Below are 19,349 nucleotides of genomic sequence, written 5' to 3' on the forward strand. Positions count from 1 at the left end.
GTACGTTCGGGCAAGTCCGCTGCCCAGCCCCCTGCACCGCCTTTCTGTCCCGGTCAACTCCCCGCCCGCGTACGCCTGCCAGGGGAAAAGGGGCTGCGTCCGCCCATCCCCTGTGCGACAGTCCTCCGCCGTGGGCACCGACACCCCCGACGCCCGTACCGGCGGACCGGCCGTACTCCTGCGCCGTGCCCTGCCCGCCGACGCCCCCGCCCTCGCCGAGGTCTGGCTGCGCTCCTTCGCCGCCGCCCTGCCGACGGTCCGCCGGGCCCACGGGGACGAGGCGGTACGCGGCTGGTTCGCCCACTTCGTCACCGGGTGCGAGACCTGGGGCGCCTTCGACGGGGAGCACGCCGTCGGCCTCCTGGTGCTCGACGGCGACGAGCTGGAGCAGCTCTACCTCGCCCCCGACCGGCGCGGCCAGGGCCTCGGCGACCGCCTCGTCTCCCTCGCCAAGGAACGCCGCCCCGGCGGCCTCGCCCTGTGGACCTTCCAGGTCAACGCCCCCGCCCGCCGCTTCTACGAACGCCACGGCTTCACCGGGACCGAGCGCACCGACGGCACCCGCAACGAGGAACGCGAGCCGGACGTGCGGTACGTCTGGACCCCCTCGCCCCGCCCCAGCAGTGCCGCCTCCTTCTGCTCGGGCAGTCCCACCACCGGCCGGTCGGGGCGCTGCGGTGCCGCCCGGCCGGGCAGGGTGGCGAGCCACGCCCAGGTGTCCCGTACCGTCTCGGTCACCGGGCGGCACCGCAACCCGGCCGCCAGGGCCTTCGACACGTCGCTGCCGTGCAGGGCCGCGTGGTCCGGAGTGCCCGGCGGAATCCACACCGGCAGCTCCCGCCACGGTTCGGCGCCCGCCGCCAGCACCGCCTCCGGGGTGAGCCAGCGCAGTTCGGCGGTGGAGCCGGTCACCGTCACGCAGGTGTCGAGGAGTTCGCCCATGGTGGTGAAGCCGGCCGGGCTCACCAGGTCGTACGCCCCGTGGAGGCCGGACCGCCCGGCCGCGAGCAGCCAGGCGGCGAGGTCGCGGGCGTCGATGTACTGGAGGGGCAGGTCGCGGGGGCCCGGCGCCGGTACCTCGCCGCCTCTGGCGATGCGGGTGAGCCACCACGGCAGGCGGCCGATGTTCTCCCACGGGCCGAGGATCAGCCCGGCCCGCGCCCACAGCGTGCGCTCCTCGCCGGAGGCGCGGGCCGCCGCCAGTTCGCCGCCCCGCTTGTCCTCGACGTAGCTTTGCGCCGCCGCGTCCGGGTCGCCCGCGACGACCGGCGCGCTCTCGTCGGAGCCGGGTGCCACCGGCGGCCCGTACACCGAGCGACTGGAGATGTACGCGTACCGCCCGGCGTACGGGGCGAGCAGGCCGGCGCTGTCCCGGACCACGGAGGGCGCCCCCGACCAGGTGTCCACCACCAGGTCCCAGCCGGGCCCCTCGGCGGCGGCCCGGGCCAGGGCGTCGAGCCCGCCCGGCGCCGTCCGGTCCCCGAGCAGGGCCCGGGCCCCCTCGGGCGCCGGATGGCGGCCCCGGTGGAGCAGGGTCACCTCCCAGCCCCCGGCCTGCGCCGTCTCGACGACCGCGCGCCCCACGAACTCCGTACCGCCCAGCACCAGAAGTCTCATGGGGCCACTCTGCGCCACCGGGGCCCTGGGGCGGGCCGGGTTCTGCTACGGGAAGAGCCGGTCAGCCGCGGGCGGCGGAGGGGGTGTACTTGTAGCCGACCCGGCGCACCGTCTGGATGGAGCGGCGGTACTCGGCGCCCAGCTTGCGGCGCAGCCGGGCGACGTGCACGTCCACGGTCCGCCCGTCGCCGACGTGGCCGTACCCCCAGACGGTGGTGACGAGCTGGTCGCGGGTGTGCACCCGGTGCGGGTGGCGCACCAGGTGCGCCAGCAGTTCGAACTCCAGGTAGGTCAGCTCCAGCGGGCGGCCGTCCACGAAGGCGGTGCGCCGCTGGGGGTCGACCCGCACCGGGTGTCCCCCGCCGTCCGGGGCCGTCTCCTCGACGGGTGCGGCCGGAGCGGGCCGGGGGGCCGGCTGCGCGGCGGGCGGCGCATCGCCGGCCGGGACCAGCACCAGGTAGCCGATCATCGGCGGACGGCCCGGCAGCGAGGGCAGGGTGTGCGGGGGAGCGGGCAGCCAGGTGGCGCCGGGCGGCAGCAGCGCGGCGACCTCGGCCGGGGGCGCGGTCTCGTCGCGGTCGACGGCGCGCAGGCGGTGGCGCGTCAGCGGCGGGCGGCCCTCGCCGCGACCGCCGGGAGCGGGGGTGGGAGTGGGTGCGGTGGACGCGGTGAACGTACGGGTGTTCGCCATGGTGGGGTCAGCTCTTTCGCGCGGAGGGGAGATCGGGACCGTCGCGGCGGGAGCCGTCCGGGAGGACGGGCCGGGGCCTGACGGGACGTCCGTGCGCGGGCCGAAGACCGGGGTGAGCGGTGTTCAGAGGGCCTGCGCGGTCACGCGCGGCAACACACCCGGTCGAAGTCGTGGTGCTGACGGGACGGCCAGAACGGTTCGAGGTCGCATCGCCCCGTGGTGGTGTACTGGTAGCCGGCCATGGAGCCATTGAAGCACGGGCCCGCCGAGCGCGGCAGCCTTCCCGGACACCTTGTCCACTCCTTGGTACGCCGCCTGTCCACGGACCCGTGACGCGGTCCGGAGCGCGGCCCTCGGCCTGGTCGGCGCTGGACCCGTCGAAGCCCCGGACGCCCGGCTCGGCGCCGCCGGCGAGGATCTTCGTCGTGGTCCGCGGCTCGGCGGGCGGCGCGGTGCCGTCGCTCCGGAGGTACTCAGCCCGGTAGCTCGCCAAGGCCGTCCTTCGCGGGTGCCGCGGGACACGGCGGACAGCCCGCGGACGGCCGATGTCCCCTCCGTGGCCCGAGTGTGAAGCCCCCGTCACCCACGCGGCCCGCCGTGCGACACGAGAACCGCCTCACCCCGGGCCCGGCGGAAGAGGGACAGGACCGCCCCGCCGGGCAGACTGGGTCCATGAGCGCTGACAACAGCCCCACGCCCCCCGCCCGGACCAGGATCGCCCTGCTCGGCACCGGCCCCTGGGCGCGGTCCACGCACGCCCCCGCGATCGCCGCCCACCCCGGCACCGGTCTCGCCGGCGTCTGGGGCCGCCGGACCGAGGCGGCGGCCGAGCTGGCGGGGGCGTACGACGCGCCCGCGTACACCGGGGAGGAAGGGCTCGCGGAACTCCTCGCCGGGGCCGACGCGGTGGCGATCGCGCTGCCGCCGGACGTGCAGGCGCCCCTCGCGGTCCGGGCCGCCGAGGCCGGGTGCCATTTGCTCCTGGACAAGCCGGTGGCCACCACGCCCACGGTGGCCCGGGAGGTGGCGGCGGCCGTCGAGGCCGCGCGGGTCGCCTCCGTGGTCTTCTGCACGCTGCGGTTCGCCCCGGCCACCGCCGCGTGGATCGCCGAACAGGCTGAGCGCGGCGGCTGGTTCACGGCCCGCGCCCAGTGGCTCGCGCCCCTCTTCGCGCCGGGTTCCACGCACGCGTACGCCTCGCCGTGGCGCAAGGAGAAGGGCGCCCTGTGGGACGTGGGCCCGCACGCCCTCTCCGTGCTGATCCCGGTTCTCGGCGACGTGACCGCCGTGACCGCCGCCCCGGGCCCGAACGGCACCGCGCACCTCGTGCTGCGCCACACCTCGGGCGCCTCCGCCACCGCCACCCTCGGTCTCGGCGCGCCGCCCGCCGCCGGAGGCGTCGAGATCGCCCTGTACGGCGAGCACGGCACCGCCGAACCGCCGCGCTGGGGCGAGTCGGCCGTCGCCTACGGCGCCGCGCTCGACGCTCTGCTGGAGGCGGCCCGCACCGGCCGGCCGCACCCCTGCGACGCCCGGTTCGGCGCCCGCCTCACCGAGATCCTCAGCGAGGCCGAGGCCCAGCTCGCCTGACCGGGCGGCCGGACGGGGCGCCTCACGCCCCGTCCTTCCCCCGCTCCAGCGCCTCGCGCACCGCCTCCTCGCTGCGGCCCACCACGGCCGAGCCGTCGTCGGCGGTGATCAGGGGGCGCTGGATCAGGCGGGGGTGGGTCGCGAGCGCGGCGACCCAGCGGTCCCGGGCGGCCTCCTCACGCGGCCAGGAGGCCAGCCCCAGCTCCTTCGCCGCCGGCTCACCGGTCCGCGTGATGTCCCAGGGCTCCAGGCCGAGCCGCTCCAGCACCGCCCGGATCTCCTCCTCGGTGGGCACGTCCTCCAGATACCTGCGCACGGTGTACGAGGCGCCCTCGGCGTCGAGCAGGGACAGCGCGCTGCGGCACTTCGAACAGGCCGGGTTGATCCAGATCTCCATGAGGCCCACGGTAGCCCCGCCGCCTTTCGCCAAACCTCCCGCACCCCCCGTCTGTTCGAATCCGGCCAACCTCTTCCGGACCTCGCGGAACCCTGTCTGGCCAGGGCTGACTGTCGGTCCCCCGCAGTAGAATTGACCCAGTGTTCGAGGGAAGCCGGGGGGTTTCCCGAACCGACAGGAGGATGCCCGTGGCCGCGCTCCACGCAACCGAACCCCTGCCGACCGACCCGTCCGCCCAGCAGCCGTACGCCCCGCTCACCAAGCGCCGCCTGCCGGCCGGGCGGCCCCGCGAGTGGTACGTCCGGCACAACCGCCGCCTCAAGGCCATGCGCCTGGCCATCGCCCTGCTCGACGCGGGCGCCCACGGCCCCGGGTACGTACACGACCGCACCATCCGGGCCGCCGCCGTGCGCCTGGGCATCCACCCGCCGTCCACCACCACCTGCCGGATGGTCCGCCGGCTCATGCACTACCCGCGCTGACACGGACACGGCGGGGCCCGGCGCGGGAGACTCCCCGCGCCGGGCCCCGCCGTACGCCCGCCCGCCGTCAGCGGCGCTTGACGCGCACCAGCTTCTTGTTGACGAACTCCTCCATGCCGTACTTGCCCAGCTCCCGGCCGATGCCGGAGCGCTTCACCCCGCCGAAGGGCAGCTCGGCCGCGCTCCCCTCGGCTTGGTTGATGTAGACCATGCCGGTGTCCAGCCGGTCGGCGATCTCCAGGGCCCGGTCCTCGTCGGCGCACTGGACGGCCGCGCCCAGCCCGTACGGCGTGTTGTTGGCCAGCTCCACCGCCTCGTCCTCCGAGGAGACCCGGTAGATGACCGCGGCCGGGCCGAACAGCTCCTCCTCGAAGGCGCGCATCCCCGGCTCGACCCCGGTCAGCACGGTCGGCTCGTACCAGGCGCCCTCCCGGTCGATGCGGCGGCCACCGGCCAGCACCGTGGCGCCCTTGGCGACCGCGTCCTCGATCTGCGCGGCGAGCGTCTCGACGGCGCCCGCCGAGGAGAGCGGGCCCATGAACGTCGACGGGTCCGAGGGGTCACCCGGCACCACCGTGCCGACCGCCGCGGTGAACTTGTCGACGAAGGCGTCGTAGTGCTCGTCCAGCACGATGATGCGCTTGGCCGCGTTGCACGCCTGCCCGGCGTTGCCGAACCGGCCCGTGACCGCGTACTTCACCGTCCTGTCCAGGTCCTCGGGCTGGAGCACCAGGAACGGGTCCGAGCCGCCCAGCTCCAGCACCACCTTCTTCAGGTGCCGCCCCGCCTGCTCCGCCACGGCCGACCCGGCCCGCTCCGAGCCGGTCAGCGAGACGCCCTGGACGCGCGGGTCGGCGATGATCGTGGAGACCTGCTCGTTGGTGGCGAAGAGGTTGACGTAGGCACCGTCGGGCGCGCCCGCCTCGGCGAAGATCCGCTCCATCGCCAGCGCCGACTCGGGGCACTGCGGGGCGTGCTTGAGCAGGATGGTGTTGCCGAGCATCAGGTTGGGCGCGGCGAACCGGGCCACCTGGTAGTAGGGGAAGTTCCACGGCATGATGCCGAGCAGCGCGCCGATGCCCTCCTTGCGGACCACCGCGCTGCCGCCGCCGGCCACCTCCAGCTCCTCGTCCACGAGGAACTCCGGGCCCTTCTCGGCGTAGTAGCGGTAGATGGAGACGACGATGTCGATCTCGCCGCGCGCCTGGGCGACCGGCTTGCCCATCTCCCGGGTGATGATCGCCGCCAGCTCGTCCTTGCGCTCCGCGTACAGCTCGGCGACCCGGGTCAGCAGCGCCACCCGGTCCCCGGGCCGGCTCGCCCGCCAGCCGCCGAACGCCTGGTGGGCCCGGGCCATCGCCTCCTGGATCTCGGCGTCGGTGGCCTCGGGGAACTCCCGCTCGGTCCTGCCCGTCGCGGGGTTGACGATCTTGTAGCTGGTCATGCGGTCTCCCAATCTGAGCGGCCCGCGCGTACGCGGGCGGTGCTGCCCGGTCCCGGTCGTCCGTCGCGCGGCCCGGCCCCCCGCCGGGAAGGGCAGGGGGCCGGACCGCGCGGAAGTCACCCCGCCACCGTCTCACCCGGGGGTCGCCGGGCGAAGCAGGCCGTCACCCGCCAGGGGCGTTCCGGCCGAAGGCGGCGAGAATCGACTCCGCGGCCAGCGTCGCCGTCAGCTCCCCGGCCCGGACCCGGTCCTCCAGTTCCGGTGCCACCTCGCGTACCCGCGGATCGGCGTGCAAACGGTCCAGCAGCGTGTCGCGCACCATCGCCCAGGTCCACTCCACCTGCTGGTCACGGCGCTTGGCCGCGAGCCGCCCGGTGGAGTCGAGCAGCGTCCGGTGCTGCTCCAGCCGGTCCCAGACCGTGTCCAGGCCGCTGCCCTCACGCGCCGAGCAGTGCAGCACCGGCGGGGTCCACGCGGCGTCCGCCGGGTGCATCAGCCTGAGCGCCCCCGCCAGTTCCCGCGCCGCCGACCGGGCGTCCCGCTCGTGCGGGCCGTCGGCCTTGTTGACCGCGATCACGTCGGCCAGCTCCAGCACGCCCTTCTTGATGCCCTGGAGCTGGTCGCCGGTGCGGGCGAGGGTCAGCAGCAGGAAGGTGTCGACCATCTGCGCGACCGCCGTCTCCGACTGGCCCACGCCGACCGTCTCCACCAGCACCACGTCGTACCCGGCCGCCTCCATCACCACCATCGACTCACGGGTCGCCTTCGCCACCCCGCCGAGCGTCCCCGCCGACGGCGAGGGCCGCACGAACGCCGCCGGGTCGACCGCGAGACGCTCCATCCGGGTCTTGTCCCCGAGGATCGAGCCGCCGGTCCGCCCCGACGACGGGTCGACGGCCAGCACCGCGACCCGGTGCCCGAGCCCCGTCAGCAGCGTCCCGAAGGCGTCGATGAAGGTGGACTTGCCGACCCCGGGCACGCCGCTGATGCCGATCCGGCGGGCCCGCCCCGAGTGCGGCAGCAACTCGGTGAGGAGCCGCTGGGCCGCCGCCCGGTGGTCGGGACGGGTGGACTCGACCAGGGTGATGGCACGCGCGATCTGCGCGCGCCGCCCGTCGAGCACGCCCTTCACATACCTGTCGAGATCGATCGTCGCCGCCATCGGTCAGCGGCTCACAGCTCGTGGCCGAGCGACGCGGCCAACTGCCCCACCAGGTCGTACGCCGCGTCCGGGATGACCGTGCCGGGCGGGAAGACCGCCGTGGCGCCCGCCTCGTGCAGTGCCTCGACGTCCTGCGGCGGGATGACCCCGCCGACCACGATCATGATGTCCTCCCGGCCCTCGGCCGCCAGCCGCTCGCGCAGCGCCGGGACGAGGGTGAGGTGGCCGGCGGCGAGCGAGGAGACGCCCACCACGTGCACGTCGGCCTCCACCGCCTGCCGGGCGACCTCCTCGGGCGTCTGGAACAGCGGGCCGACGTCCACGTCGAAACCGAGGTCGGCGAAGGCCGTCGCGATGACCTTCTGACCCCGGTCGTGGCCGTCCTGGCCCATCTTGGCGACCAGGATGCGGGGCCTGCGCCCCTCCGCCTCGTCGAACTTCTCCACCAGCGCGCGGGTCCGCTCCACCGAGGGCGACTCCCCAGCCTCGTTCCGGTACACGCCGGAGATCGTACGGATCTGCCCGGCGTGCCTGCCGTACACCTTCTCCAGCGCGTCGGAGATCTCCCCGACCGTCGCCTTGGCGCGGGCCGCGTCGACCGCCAGCGCCAGCAGGTTCCCCTCCAGGCCCGGCCCGCCGCCACGCTCCGCCGAGGCGGTCAGCGCCCGCAGCGCGTCCTGGCAGGCCGCCTCGTCGCGCTCCTCGCGCAGCCGCCGCAACTTGGCGATCTGCTGCGAGCGCACCGAGGAGTTGTCGACCTTCAGCACGTCGATCTGCTCGTCGCTGTCCACCCGGTACTTGTTGACACCGATCACCGGCTGGCGCCCCGAGTCGATGCGGGCCTGGGTGCGGGCCGCGGCCTCCTCGACACGAAGCTTCGGGATGCCCGCGTCGATGGCCTTGGCCATGCCGCCGGCCGCCTCGACCTCCTCGATGTGCTGCCAGGCCCGCCGCGCCAGGTCGTAGGTGAGCCTCTCCACGTACGCGCTGCCGCCCCACGGGTCGATCGACCGGGTGGTGCCCGACTCCTGCTGGAGCAGAAGCTGGGTGTTGCGGGCGATCCGCGCCGAGAAGTCGGTGGGCAGCGCCAGCGCCTCGTCCAGCGCGTTGGTGTGCAGCGACTGGGTGTGGCCCTGGGTGGCGGCCATCGCCTCCACGCAGGTGCGGGTCACGTTGTTGAAGACGTCCTGGGCCGTCAGCGACCAGCCGGAGGTCTGCGAATGGGTGCGCAGCGAGAGCGACTTGGCGTTCTGCGGGTCGAACTGCCGGACCAGCTTCGCCCACAGCAGCCGGGCCGCGCGGAGCTTGGCGACCTCCATGAAGAAGTTCATGCCGATCGCCCAGAAGAACGACAGCCGGGGCGCGAACGCGTCCACGTCGAGACCGGCCCGCTGCCCCGCCCGCAGGTACTCCACGCCGTCCGCCAGCGTGTACGCCAGCTCCAGGTCGGCCGTGGCCCCGGCCTCCTGGATGTGGTAACCGGAGATGGAGATGGAGTTGTAGCGCGGCATCCTCTGCGAGGTGTACGCGAAGATGTCGGAGATGATCCGCATCGAGGGCGACGGCGGATAGATGTAGGTGTTGCGGACCATGAACTCCTTGAGGATGTCGTTCTGGATGGTCCCCGCCAGCTTCTCGGGCGCCACCCCCTGCTCCTCGGCCGCCACGATGTACAGCGCCAGCACGGGCAGCACCGCGCCGTTCATCGTCATCGACACCGACATCCTGTCCAGCGGGATCCCGTCGAACAGCTGGCGCATGTCGTAGATCGAGTCGATCGCCACGCCCGCCATGCCGACGTCGCCGGTGACCCGCGGGTGGTCCGAGTCGTACCCCCGGTGCGTCGGCAGGTCGAAGGCGACGGACAGGCCCTTCTGACCGGCCGCCAGGTTCCGCCGGTAGAAGGCGTTCGACTCCTCGGCCGTCGAGAACCCGGCGTACTGCCGGATCGTCCACGGCTGGTTCACGTACATCGTCGGGTACGGGCCGCGCAGGTACGGCGCGATCCCCGGGTACGTCCCCAGGAAGTCCAGCCCCTCCACGTCCCGGCCGGTGTACAGCGGCTTCACACCGATGCCCTCGGGCGTCTCCCAGCGCAGGTCGGCGACGTCGCTGCCGGACGCCTCCTTGACCGCGCCGCGCCACTGTTCCTCACCGGCCGCCGAACCCGCCCCGGAGGTGAGGCCGACGGTGGAGAAGTCCGGGATCTCGGGCTGGGACATCACGCCACCCCCATGTGGTCGAGAAGAGAGGTGAGCAGGTCCACGGCGGGGCACCCGGCGTAGACCTGCCGGTCGGCCCCGGCGAACTCGCCCTTGCCCGCGAGGAGCACCTGCCCGGCGCCGGCCGCCTTCAGCGCGGCGGCGACCGGTTCGGCCTGCTCGGCGTAGAGCGCGTCGCTGGAGCAGACGCAGGCCACGCCCGCACCGCTCGCCGTGAAGGCGTCGGCGACCGTGTCCGCGGTGACCGTCACCGGGTCGTGCACCGGCTCGATGCCGCCCGCCTGGAAGAGGTTGGCCGCGAAGGTCACTCGCGCGGTGTGCGCGGCGGCCGGGCCGAGCGCCGCCAGGAACACCTTCGGCCGCGCCCCGGTCGCCGCCAGATGCGCGTCGGAGCGGGCCCGCAGCGCCTCGAACGCCTCGTCGCGCCGTACCCGGGGCAGACCGCCGGCCGGCGGTACGGGCGCGGGCGTCCGCTCGGGCAGCCTCTCGGCGAGGTCCGGGAACTCGCTCACCCCGGTCACCGGCTCCTCGCGGCGCGCCAGCTTCGCACTCCGCTCCGCCCAGGCCGCCGCCAGCCGCTCGCCGACCAGGCCCGCGCGCAGCGCCTTCGCCTGGCCGCCGGCCCGCTCGATCTCCTGGAAGAACGCCCAGGCCGCCTCGGCCACCTGGTCGGTCAGCGACTCCACGTAGTACGAGCCGCCCGCCGGGTCGGTGACCCGGGCCAGGTGCGACTCCTCGATGAGGATGGTCGAGGTGTTCCGCGCGATCCGCCGGGCGAACGCGTCGGGCACCCCCAGCTCCTGGTCGAAGGGGAGCACCGTCACCGCGTCGGCCCCGCCGACCCCGGCACCGAGCGCCGCCACCGTGGTGCGCAGCATGTTCACCCACGGGTCCCGACGGGTCATCATCACCGGCGAGGTCACCGCGTGCTGGCGCTGCGCGCCCGCCGCCGGCACCCCGCAGACCTCGGCGACCCGTGCCCAGACCCGGCGGGCCGCGCGCAGCTTGGCGATGGTGAGGAACTGGTCCGCGACGGCGGCGTACCGGAACTCGATCTGCCCGAACGCCTCGGCCAGGGTCAGCCCGGCCGCCGTCAGCTCGCGGACGTAGGCGAGCCCGGTGGCGAGCGAGGCGCCCAGCTCCTGCGCGGCCGAGCCGCCGGCCTCGTGGAAGGGGAGCGCGTCGACGTTCAGCGCCCGGACGCCCGGGTACGCCTCGACGGCCCGGCGGGCCAGCTCCACGGCGGCGGCGGTGTCCCCGGCGGTGCCGGTGCGCGCCTCGTGGCCGAGCGGGTCGGCGCCGAAGGTGCCGCGCAGGGCGTCGGCCGCCACGCCGCGCTCCTCGGCGGTCCTCAGCCAGGCGGCGGCCGCCTCGGCGGTCTGGGCGCCCGCGTCCAGGGCGACGGGGGCCAGGTCGAGGTAGACGCCCTCCAGGGCGCGGGCCAGTCCGGAGACGGGCAGGCCGCCTTCGCCCAGCGGGAGCCAGAGCGAGGTGACGCCGTTCTCCAGGTCGGCGAGGACCGCGTCGTGCAGCGCGTCCGCGTCGCTCCCCGTGTGCCGCTGGCGTACGTCCCAGCCGCTCGGGGTGTTGCCCTCGGGCCGCGCGCCCCGCACGAACGGGGCGAAGCCGGGCAGGCCCCGGTCGGGCACGGCGTCGGCCGTGTAGAGCGGTCGGGCGCGGAGCCCGTCGTCGAACGTCGTGGACAGCGCGTCCTCGGCCGCCGCACCGCTGATGTCCTTGCCCGCTTTGCGCAGTACGCCCGACACCAGGCGCTGCCACTCGTCATGGGTTGCATCAGGGAACTCGGCGGCCAGAGAGAGCCCGTCGTCAGGCAGGACCGTCATGCTCAGATGCTAGGGCAGCGCGGCATACGCGCAGCAGTACCCGCGCCTGTGACCTTGCCCTCTCCGCAGAGCCGCTGATCCGGTACAGGCAGTGACGTATCCGGCCCTCGTCCTCCGGCGGGGCTCCCGGACGGGAGCCCCGCCCGTCTCACTCCCCGTCCTGCCCGCTCTCCAGGTCGCCCTCGGTCTCCAGGTACGCCTGGCGCAGCGCGGCCAGCACCTCGGGGTCCGGCTCGGCCCACATGCCGCGCGACTCGGCTTCCAGCAGCCGTTCCGCGATGCCGTGCAGCGCCCAGGGGTTGGCCTCCTTCAAAAAGGCCCGGTTCTCGGGGTCCAGCACGTACGTCTCGGTGAGCTTGTCGTACATCCAGTCGGCGACCACGCCGGTCGTCGCGTCGTAGCCGAAGAGGTAGTCGACGGTGGCCGCGAGTTCGAAGGCGCCCTTGTAGCCGTGGCGGCGCATCGCCTCGATCCACTTCGGGTTGACCACCCGCGCACGGAAGACCCGCGAGGTCTCCTCGACCAGCGTCCGGGTCCGCACCGTCTCCGGCCGCGTGGAGTCCCCGATGTACGCCTCGGGCGCGGTGCCCTTCAGCGCCCGGACCGCCGCGACCATGCCGCCGTGGTACTGGAAGTAGTCGTCGGAGTCGGCGATGTCGTGCTCGCGGGTGTCGGTGTTCTTCGCCGCCACCGCGATCCGCCGGTACGCGCTCTCCATCTCGGCCCGCGCCTCACGCCCCTCCAGCTCCCGGCCGTAGGCGTAACCGCCCCACACCGTGTACACCTCGGCGAGGTCGGCGTCGGTACGCCAGTCGCGGGAGTCGATGAGCTGGAGCAGGCCGGCACCGTAGGTGCCCGGGCGGGAGCCGAAGATGCGGGTGGTGGCGCGGCGTTCGTCGCCGTGCTCGGCGAGGTCGGCGCGGGCGTGCGCCGCCACGTGGTTGTCCTTGTCCGGCTCGTCGAGCCCGGCCACCAGCCGTACCGCGTCGTCCAGCAGGCCGATGGTGTGCGGGAAGGCGTCCCGGAAGAAGCCGGAGATCCTGAGCGTCACGTCCACACGCGGGCGGCCCAGCTCCTCCAGCGGCACCGCCTCCAGACCGGTGACGCGCCGCGAGGCGTCGTCCCAGACCGGGCGGACCCCGAGCAGCGCCAGCGCCTCGGCCACGTCGTCACCGGAGGTGCGCATCGCGCTGGTGCCCCACAGCGACAGGCCCACCGAGACCGGCCAGTCGCCGTGGTCGGCCCGGTACCGCTCCAGGAGCGAGTCGGCGAGCGCCTGTCCGGTCTCCCAGGCGAGGCGGCTGGGGACCGCCTTCGGGTCGACGGAGTAGAAGTTGCGGCCGGTCGGCAGCACGTTGACCAGGCCGCGCAGCGGCGAGCCGGAAGGACCGGCCGGGACGAAACCGCCGTTCAGCGCGTGCACGGCGTGGTCCAGCTCGTCCGTGGTCGCCGCCAGGCGCGGCACCACCTCGCGGGCGGCGAACGCCAGGATGTCGGCGACCGCCTGCCCGTGCCCCTCGGCGACCCGCGCCACCGCCGCCGGGACCCACCCCGCGTCGTCCATCGCCTGGACCAGTGCCCGGGCCTTCTCCTCGGCCTCGTCGGCACCGGTGCGGGTGGCGGCCGACTCGTCCAGGCCCAGCGCCTCGCGCAGCCCGGGCAGGGCCGTGGTGCCGCCCCAGATCTGGCGGGCCCGCAGGATCGCGAGGACCAGGCTGACCCGGGCCCCGGCGGCCGGGGCCGAGCCCAGCACGTGCAGGCCGTCGCGGATCTGCGCGTCCTTCACCTCGCAGAGCCAGCCGTCGACGTGGAGCAGGAAGTCGTCGAAGCCGTCGTCGTCCGGCCGGTCCTCCAGCCCCAGGTCGTGGTCGAGCTTGGCGGCCTGGATGAGCGTCCAGATCTGCGCCCGGATCGCCGGGAGCTTCGCCGGGTCCATCGAGGAGATCGCCGCGTACTCGTCGAGCAGCTGCTCCAGGCGCGCGATGTCGCCGTAGCTCTCCGCGCGGGCCATCGGCGGGACGAGGTGGTCGACCAGGGTGGCGTGCACCCGGCGCTTGGCCTGGGTGCCCTCGCCCGGGTCGTTGACCAGGAACGGGTAGACCAGCGGCAGGTCGCCGAGGGCCGCGTCGGGCCCGCAGGCCGCCGAGAGGCCCGCGTTCTTGCCGGGCAGCCACTCCAGGTTGCCGTGCTTGCCCAGGTGCACCATGGCGTCGGCGCCGAAACCGCCGTCCTCCGCGCGGGCCTGGATCCAGCGGTAGGCGGCCAGGTAGTGGTGGGAGGGCGGCAGGTCCGGGTCGTGGTAGATCGCGATCGGGTTCTCGCCGAAGCCGCGCGGCGGCTGGATCAGGATCAGCAGCCGCCCGAACCGCAGCGCCGCCAGGACGATGTCGCCCTCCGGGTCGCGGCTGCGGTCGACGAACATCTCGCCCGGCGGCGGCCCCCAGTGCTCCTCGACCCGCTCGCGCAGCTCGGCGGGGAGCGTGCCGTACCAGCGGCGGTAGTCGGCCGCCGGGATGCGCACCGGGTTGCGGGCCAGCTGCTCCTCGGTCAGCCAGTCCTGGTCGTGGCCGCCCGCCTCGATCAGCGCGTGGATCAGCTCGTCGCCGTCGCCCGACTCCAGCCCGGGGACGGCCTCGTCGCCGAAGTCGTACCCCTCGGCGATCAGCCGCCGCAGCAGCGCCACGGCGCTGGCCGGGGTGTCGAGCCCCACCGCGTTGCCGATCCGCGAGTGCTTCGTGGGGTAGGCGGAGAGGACCAGGGCGAGGCGCTTCTCGGCGTTGGGCAGGTGGCGCAGCCGGGCGTGGCGCACCGCGGTGCCCGCCACCCGGGCGGCGCGCTCGGTGTCGGCGACGTAGACCGGCAGTCCGTCGGCGTCCAGCTCCTTGAAGGAGAACGGCACCGTGATCAGGCGGCCGTCGAACTCGGGGACGGCGATCTGGCTCGCCGCGTCCAGCGGGGAGAGCCCCTCGTCGTTCTCCGCCCAGTCGGCGCGCGAACTGGTCAGGCAGAGCGCCTGGAGGATCGGCACGTCGAGCGCGGCCAGCGCCCCCGCGTCCCACGACTCGTCGTCGCCCCCGGCCGAGGCCCCGGCGGGCTTGGTGCCGCCCGCCGCCAGCACCGTGGTCACCAGCGCGTCCGCGTGGCCCAGTTCGGCCAGCAGCTCCGGCTCGGGGGAGCGCAGCGAGGCCACGTACAGCGGCAGGGCGCGACCGCCCGCCGCCTCGATCGCGCCGCAGAGCGTGTCGACGAAGGCGGTGTTGCCGCTCATGTGGTGGGCGCGGTAGTAGAGCACCGCGATCAGCGGACCCGAGGCGTCCGGGGCCGGGGTGCGGTCCAGGGGTCCCCAGGACGGGGCCGGCGCGGGCGCCTCGAAGCCGTGGCCGGTGAGCAGCACGGTGTCGGAGAGGAAGCGGGCGAGCTGCTCCAGGTTGGCCGGGCCGCCGTGCGCCAGGTAGGCGTGCGCCTCGGCCGCGACCCCGATCGGGACCGTGGAAGCCTCCATCAGCTGGGCGTCCGGGGCCTGTTCGCCGGTGAGCACGACCACCGGGCGGTCCTGTGCGAGGAGTGCGTCGATCCCCTCCTGCCAGGCCCGCACCCCGCCCAGCAGCCGCACCACGACCAGGTCGGCGCCGTCCAGCAGCTCCGGCAGGTCGTCCAGCGGCAGCCGCGAGGGGTTGGCGAAGCGGTACGGGACCGGGCCGCCGGCGCTGCGGGCGCTCAGCAGGTCGGTGTCGGACGTCGACAGGAGCAGGATCATGCGGCGTCAAGCCTTCCTCCGAGGTCCGCGCCTCGGGGTGGGACACAACGGCGGGAGTTCCTGGCTCGCCCGCCCCTGACGGGGCGGGGTTCACAGTGGCGGGACCGCGCCGGACTCACACCGGGCTTCCTCCCCTGCCGAGTGCGGCGAGGGCCCGTCCCGGTACCGGCCCGGGAGGAGTCCTCGGCGCACTGGGCGCGCCGTTCTGGCGATGACGGGCCGAACGGCCCGCCGCGAGCATAGTAAGGGTCACCTGGCGGTCAGGGATATGCCGCCCCCGGGTCGACCTGGGCCGATGACTCCGGGCCGCGGGGGAGCCCCCGCCGTCAGAGCCGGCCTCAAGCGCCGGCCGGGCTCAAGTGGCCCCGAACGCCGGCCGGGCCGATGGCCAGGCGCGTGGCAGCCGGACCGCACGAAGACTCAGCCCGGCCGGCGCGGACGGCCCGCCCCTCGGCCCAGTGGCCGCGACGCCCCTCGTATCATCGCGGCCATGCCCACTCCCGCCAGGGGCGACGCCTGCCCCGGCGCGCTCCGCCTCCACGAGGCCGCAGACGGCCACCTGGCCCGCGTCCGCATCCCGGGCGGCCTGCTCCAGGCATCCCAGGCCACCGCCCTGGCGAGGGCGGCCGAGGACCTGGGCGACGCCCACCTCGACCTGACCTCACGCGGCAACGTCCAGCTCCGCGCCCTCCCCGCCGACGCGGGCCAGGAGCTGGCGGCCCGCCTCGCCGAGGCGGCTCTGCTGCCGTCCCCCGCCCACGAGCGGATACGCAACCTCGTCGCGTCCCCTCTGTCGGGCCTGGACGACGAGGGCCACGCGGACGTGACCCCCCTGGTCCCCGCCGTGGACGCGGCGCTCCTCGAGGACCCGGCGACCGCGGCCCTCTCGGGACGCTTCCTCTTCGCCCTCGACGACGGGCGCGGCGACACCGCCGCCCTCGACGCCGATGTGACAATGCTCGCAACGCCCGACGGCGACCTGGCCCTGACCCTGCCGGGCGTCCCGGGCAGCCTCCGGCTCCCCCCGGACCAGGCCCCGGCCGCCGCCAACGCGGCAGCCCTGCTCTTCCTGGCCGCCGCCCGCGCGAGCGGGACCCGCGCCTGGCGCATCGCCGAACTCCCGCCCGGGCAGGCCCTGTCCACCGCCACCCTCACGGAACTGGCGGCCCGCGTCCCCGGCGCCCGTACCGCCCCGGCCCCCACGTCCCCGGCCCCGTACGGCGGCCCGCGCCCGGGCCCGACCCCGCCCCGCGAGGGCCGGTCGGCCCTGCACGCACTGGCCCCGCTGGGCCGCCTCACCGCGTACCGGTGGCGGGAGTTGGCGGAGCTGGCAGTCCGCCACGGCGCCGGCACCCTGCGGGCCACGCCCTGGCGCGGGATCGTCGTCCCGGGCCTGACCCCGGCCCGCGCGGGCGAGGCCGCCGCCGAACTGGCCCGGGCGGGACTGGTCACCGGGGAGGGCTCCTCCTGGGAGGGCGTCGGCGCCTGTACCGGCAGGCCCGGCTGTGTCAAGTCCCTCGCCGACGTGCGGGCCGACGCCCGCGCCGCCCTGGATGCGGCACCGGGTGGCCTTCCTGTCTACTGGTCCGGCTGCGAGCGCCGCTGCGGCCATCCCCGGGGGACGGCCTGGGTGGACGCCGTGGCGACCGGCACCGGATACGACCTGGCCCACCGCCCGGCCGACCCGGCGGCCGCCCCCCGGCCCGCCGGACGGAACGTATCGGCGGACCGGCTCCCCGAGGTGCTCGCGGCCGCCCGCCGGCGCCCTCCGACCCCCGGCCCACGCGGCACGACGCCGTCAGGAAAGAGCGAGAGCAGAGTGTTTGAGTACGAGAAGGACGGCGCGGCCATCTACCGCGAGTCCTTTGCCACGATCCGCGCCGAGGCCGACCTCACCGGGCTGCCCCCGGACGTCGCCCAGGTCGCCGTCCGCATGATCCACGCCTGCGGCATGACCGACCTGCCCCGCGACCTCGGGCACACCCCGCTGGTCGTGGCCCGTGCCCGCCAGGCGCTGCGCGCCGGGGCGCCGATCCTCTGCGACGCCAACATGGTCGCCAGCGGCGTCACCCGCAAGCGGCTCCCCGCCGACAACGAGGTGATCTGCACCCTCGCCGACCCGTCCGTGCCGGAGCTGGCCGCGCGGCTGGGCACCACCCGCAGCGCCGCCGCCCTCGAACTCTGGCGGGACCGTCTGGACGGGGCCGTGGTCGCCGTCGGCAACGCGCCCACCGCCCTCTTCCGCCTGCTGGAGATGATCGAGGAGGGCGCGCCCCGTCCGGCCGCCGTCATCGGTGTCCCCGTCGGCTTCGTCGGCGCCGCCGAGTCCAAGGACGCGCTGGCCGTCCACGCCTCGGGCCTGGACCACCTGATCGTGCGCGGCCGGCGCGGCGGCAGCGCCATGGCCGCCGCCGCCCTCAACGCGATCGCGAGCGAAACCGAATGAGCACCCCCGCACCCGGCCGTCTCTACGGCGTCGGACTCGGCCCCGGCGACCCGGACCTGATGACCCTGCGCGCCGTCCAGGTCATCGACGAGGCCGACGTGGTCGCCTACCACAGCGCCCGCCACGGCCGCTCCATCGCCCGCTCGATCGCCGCCGCCCACCTGCGCCCGGACCACGTCGAGGAAGCCCTGGTCTACCCGGTCACCACCGGCACCACCGACCACCCGGGCGGCTACCAGGGCGCCATGGACGACTTCTACGCCGCCTGCGCCGAACGGCTCGCCGCCCACCTGGACGCCGGGCGGACCGTCGCCGTCATCTCCGAGGGCGACCCGCTCTTCTACGGCTCGTACATGCACATGCACAAGCGGCTGGCCCACCGCTACCCGACCGAGGTCATCCCCGGCGTCACCTCGGTCAGCGCCGCCTCCGCACGGCTCGGCACGCCGCTGGTCGAGGGCGAGGAGGTGCTGACGATCCTCCCCGGCACCCTGCCCGAGGAGGAGCTGACCGCGCGGCTCGCCGCCACCGACTCGGCCGTCGTCATGAAGCTCGGCCGTACCTTCCCCGCCGTACGCGGCGCCCTGGAGGCGAGCGGGCGGCTGACCGAGGCCCGTTACGTGGAGCGCGCCACGATGGAGGGCGAACGCACCGGGCACCTCGCCGGCACCGACCCGGACTCGGTGCCGTACTTCGCCGTCGCCGTGGTCCCCAGCCGGGTCGCGGCCCTGCCGGTCGACGGTCCCGCCGCCGCCCTGCCCGACGAGGAGGACGCCGCGACGGCCCCGGCCGGCGAGGTCGTCGTGGTCGGCACCGGCCCGGCCGGACCGCTCTGGCTCACCCCGGAGAGCCGGGGCGCGCTCGCCGCCGCCCAGGACCTCGTCGGCTACACCACCTACCTCGACCGGGTCCCGCACCGGCCCGGCCAGACCCGGCACGGCTCCGACAACAAGGTGGAGGCGGAACGCGCCGAGTTCGCCCTGGACCTGGCCCGCCGGGGCCGCCGGGTGGCCGTCGTCTCCGGTGGCGACCCCGGCGTCTTCGCGATGGCCACCGCCGTGCTGGAGGCCGCCGCCGAAGGCCCGTACCGGAACGTGCCGGTCCGTGTCCTGCCCGGGGTCACCGCCGCCAACGCCGCCGCCGCCCGCGCCGGGGCGCCGCTCGGCCACGACTACGCGGTGATCTCCCTGTCCGACCGGCTCAAGCCCTGGGAGGTCATCGCCGAACGGCTCACCGCCGCCGCCCGCGCCGACCTCGCCCTCGCCCTGTACAACCCGGGCTCCCGCAGCCGCACCTGGCAGGTCGGCAAGGCCCGCGACCTGCTGCTGGAGCACCGCGGTCCCGACACCCCGGTCGTCCTCGCCCGGGACGTCGGCGGCTCCGGCGAGCGCGTCCGCACCGTCCGCCTCGCCGACCTGGACCCGGCCGAGGTCGACATGCGCACCCTGCTCATCATCGGCTCCTCCCAGACCCGCGCCGTCCGCCGCACCCCGGACGCCCCCGAGACGGTGTGGACCCCGCGCCGCTACCCGCAGGACACGGCTGCCGGAGGGTGACGGCGGCGAGCCCGGGAAGGCCGGGCCGCACCCGGCTCGGACCAGCCGGCGAACACCCCCACTCCCGCAGGGGTGTTCGCCGGAGGCGACCCCGGGCCGGACGGCTCAGCCGTGGTCCCCGGCCAGGACGGACCCCGCGCC

12 protein-coding genes, 2 pseudogenes and 1 riboswitch are annotated in these 19,349 nt (G+C 75.2%); of the genes and pseudogenes, 6 read left to right on the forward strand and 8 right to left on the reverse strand.

What is annotated here, in order from left to right; genetic code table 11:
- Positions 1 to 112: 112 nt before the first annotated feature.
- Positions 113 to 607, forward strand: a pseudogene (locus tag Sdia_RS10440) (GNAT family N-acetyltransferase); the annotation flags it as partial.
- Here the strand turns inward: Sdia_RS10440 and Sdia_RS10445 are convergent.
- Positions 517 to 1,617 carry a reductase gene (locus Sdia_RS10445; RefSeq protein WP_229830550.1) on the reverse strand — a complete coding sequence of 367 codons (1,101 nt, stop codon included), beginning with the start codon at positions 1,615 to 1,617 and terminating at the stop codon, positions 517 to 519. The pseudogene Sdia_RS10440 and the gene Sdia_RS10445 sit on opposite strands and share 91 nt — an antisense overlap.
- 61 nt (positions 1,618 to 1,678) lie before the next feature.
- On the reverse strand, positions 1,679 to 2,308 hold the full coding sequence (locus Sdia_RS10450) for a winged helix-turn-helix domain-containing protein (protein ID WP_189499958.1): 630 nt from the start codon (positions 2,306 to 2,308) through the stop codon (positions 1,679 to 1,681).
- A 672-nt stretch (positions 2,309 to 2,980) separates the two neighbouring features.
- Here Sdia_RS10450 and Sdia_RS10455 point away from each other — a divergent pair.
- Positions 2,981 to 3,898, forward strand: a complete 918-nt coding sequence (locus Sdia_RS10455) for a Gfo/Idh/MocA family protein (protein WP_100452976.1) — start codon at positions 2,981 to 2,983, stop codon at positions 3,896 to 3,898.
- 22 nt (positions 3,899 to 3,920) lie between these two features.
- On the opposite strand, the gene Sdia_RS10460 is transcribed toward Sdia_RS10455, so the two are convergent.
- The gene (locus Sdia_RS10460) at positions 3,921 to 4,295 is read right to left on the reverse strand and encodes an arsenate reductase family protein (protein ID WP_100452977.1); all 375 of its coding nucleotides are present in this window, start codon (positions 4,293 to 4,295) and stop codon (positions 3,921 to 3,923) included.
- 182 nt (positions 4,296 to 4,477) lie between these two features.
- On the opposite strand from Sdia_RS10460, the gene Sdia_RS10465 reads away from it, so the two are divergent.
- A complete protein-coding gene (locus Sdia_RS10465) occupies positions 4,478 to 4,777 on the forward strand; it encodes a hypothetical protein (protein WP_181844023.1) in 300 nt (99 codons plus the stop codon).
- 67 nt (positions 4,778 to 4,844) lie between these two features.
- On the opposite strand, the gene Sdia_RS10470 is transcribed toward Sdia_RS10465, so the two are convergent.
- From Sdia_RS10470 to cobN, 5 genes are all read right to left on the reverse strand, one after another.
- On the reverse strand, positions 4,845 to 6,221 hold the full coding sequence (locus Sdia_RS10470) for an NAD-dependent succinate-semialdehyde dehydrogenase (protein ID WP_100452979.1): 1,377 nt from the start codon (positions 6,219 to 6,221) through the stop codon (positions 4,845 to 4,847).
- A gap of 163 nt (positions 6,222 to 6,384) precedes the next feature.
- Positions 6,385 to 7,383, reverse strand: a complete 999-nt coding sequence (gene meaB, locus Sdia_RS10475) for a methylmalonyl Co-A mutase-associated GTPase MeaB (protein WP_100452980.1) — start codon at positions 7,381 to 7,383, stop codon at positions 6,385 to 6,387.
- An 11-nt stretch (positions 7,384 to 7,394) separates the two neighbouring features.
- Positions 7,395 to 9,605, reverse strand: coding sequence for a methylmalonyl-CoA mutase (gene scpA / locus Sdia_RS10480; protein ID WP_100452981.1), 2,211 nt, complete (start codon positions 9,603 to 9,605; stop codon positions 7,395 to 7,397).
- Positions 9,605 to 11,449 carry a methylmalonyl-CoA mutase family protein gene (locus tag Sdia_RS10485; RefSeq protein WP_115068639.1) on the reverse strand — a complete coding sequence of 615 codons (1,845 nt, stop codon included), beginning with the start codon at positions 11,447 to 11,449 and terminating at the stop codon, positions 9,605 to 9,607. Before Sdia_RS10485 ends, scpA begins: the two co-directional genes overlap by 1 nt.
- Positions 11,450 to 11,597: 148 nt before the next feature.
- A complete protein-coding gene (cobN, locus tag Sdia_RS10490) occupies positions 11,598 to 15,206 on the reverse strand; it encodes a cobaltochelatase subunit CobN (protein WP_100452983.1) in 3,609 nt (1,202 codons plus the stop codon).
- A gap of 54 nt (positions 15,207 to 15,260) precedes the next feature.
- Positions 15,261 to 15,338, reverse strand: a riboswitch (cobalamin riboswitch).
- 358 nt (positions 15,339 to 15,696) lie between these two features.
- On the opposite strand from cobN, the pseudogene cobG reads away from it, so the two are divergent.
- The 3 genes and pseudogenes from cobG to Sdia_RS10505 form a co-directional block, all read left to right on the forward strand.
- Positions 15,697 to 16,803, forward strand: a pseudogene (cobG, locus tag Sdia_RS10495) (precorrin-3B synthase); the annotation flags it as partial.
- A 222-nt stretch (positions 16,804 to 17,025) separates the two neighbouring features.
- Positions 17,026 to 17,652 (forward strand): precorrin-8X methylmutase, encoded by a 627-nt coding sequence (locus Sdia_RS10500; protein ID WP_100452984.1) that lies wholly within the window; start codon positions 17,026 to 17,028, stop codon positions 17,650 to 17,652.
- Complete coding sequence (locus Sdia_RS10505; protein ID WP_100452985.1) at positions 17,649 to 19,208, forward strand: precorrin-2 C(20)-methyltransferase; 1,560 nt, start codon at positions 17,649 to 17,651, stop codon at positions 19,206 to 19,208. The genes Sdia_RS10500 and Sdia_RS10505 overlap by 4 nt, the downstream gene beginning before the upstream one ends.
- The last annotated feature ends 141 nt before the right edge of the window (positions 19,209 to 19,349 follow it).

Origin of the sequence: Streptomyces diastaticus subsp. diastaticus, from assembly GCF_011170125.1 — a bacterium.
In the GTDB taxonomy this organism is placed as follows: domain Bacteria; phylum Actinomycetota; class Actinomycetes; order Streptomycetales; family Streptomycetaceae; genus Streptomyces; species Streptomyces diastaticus.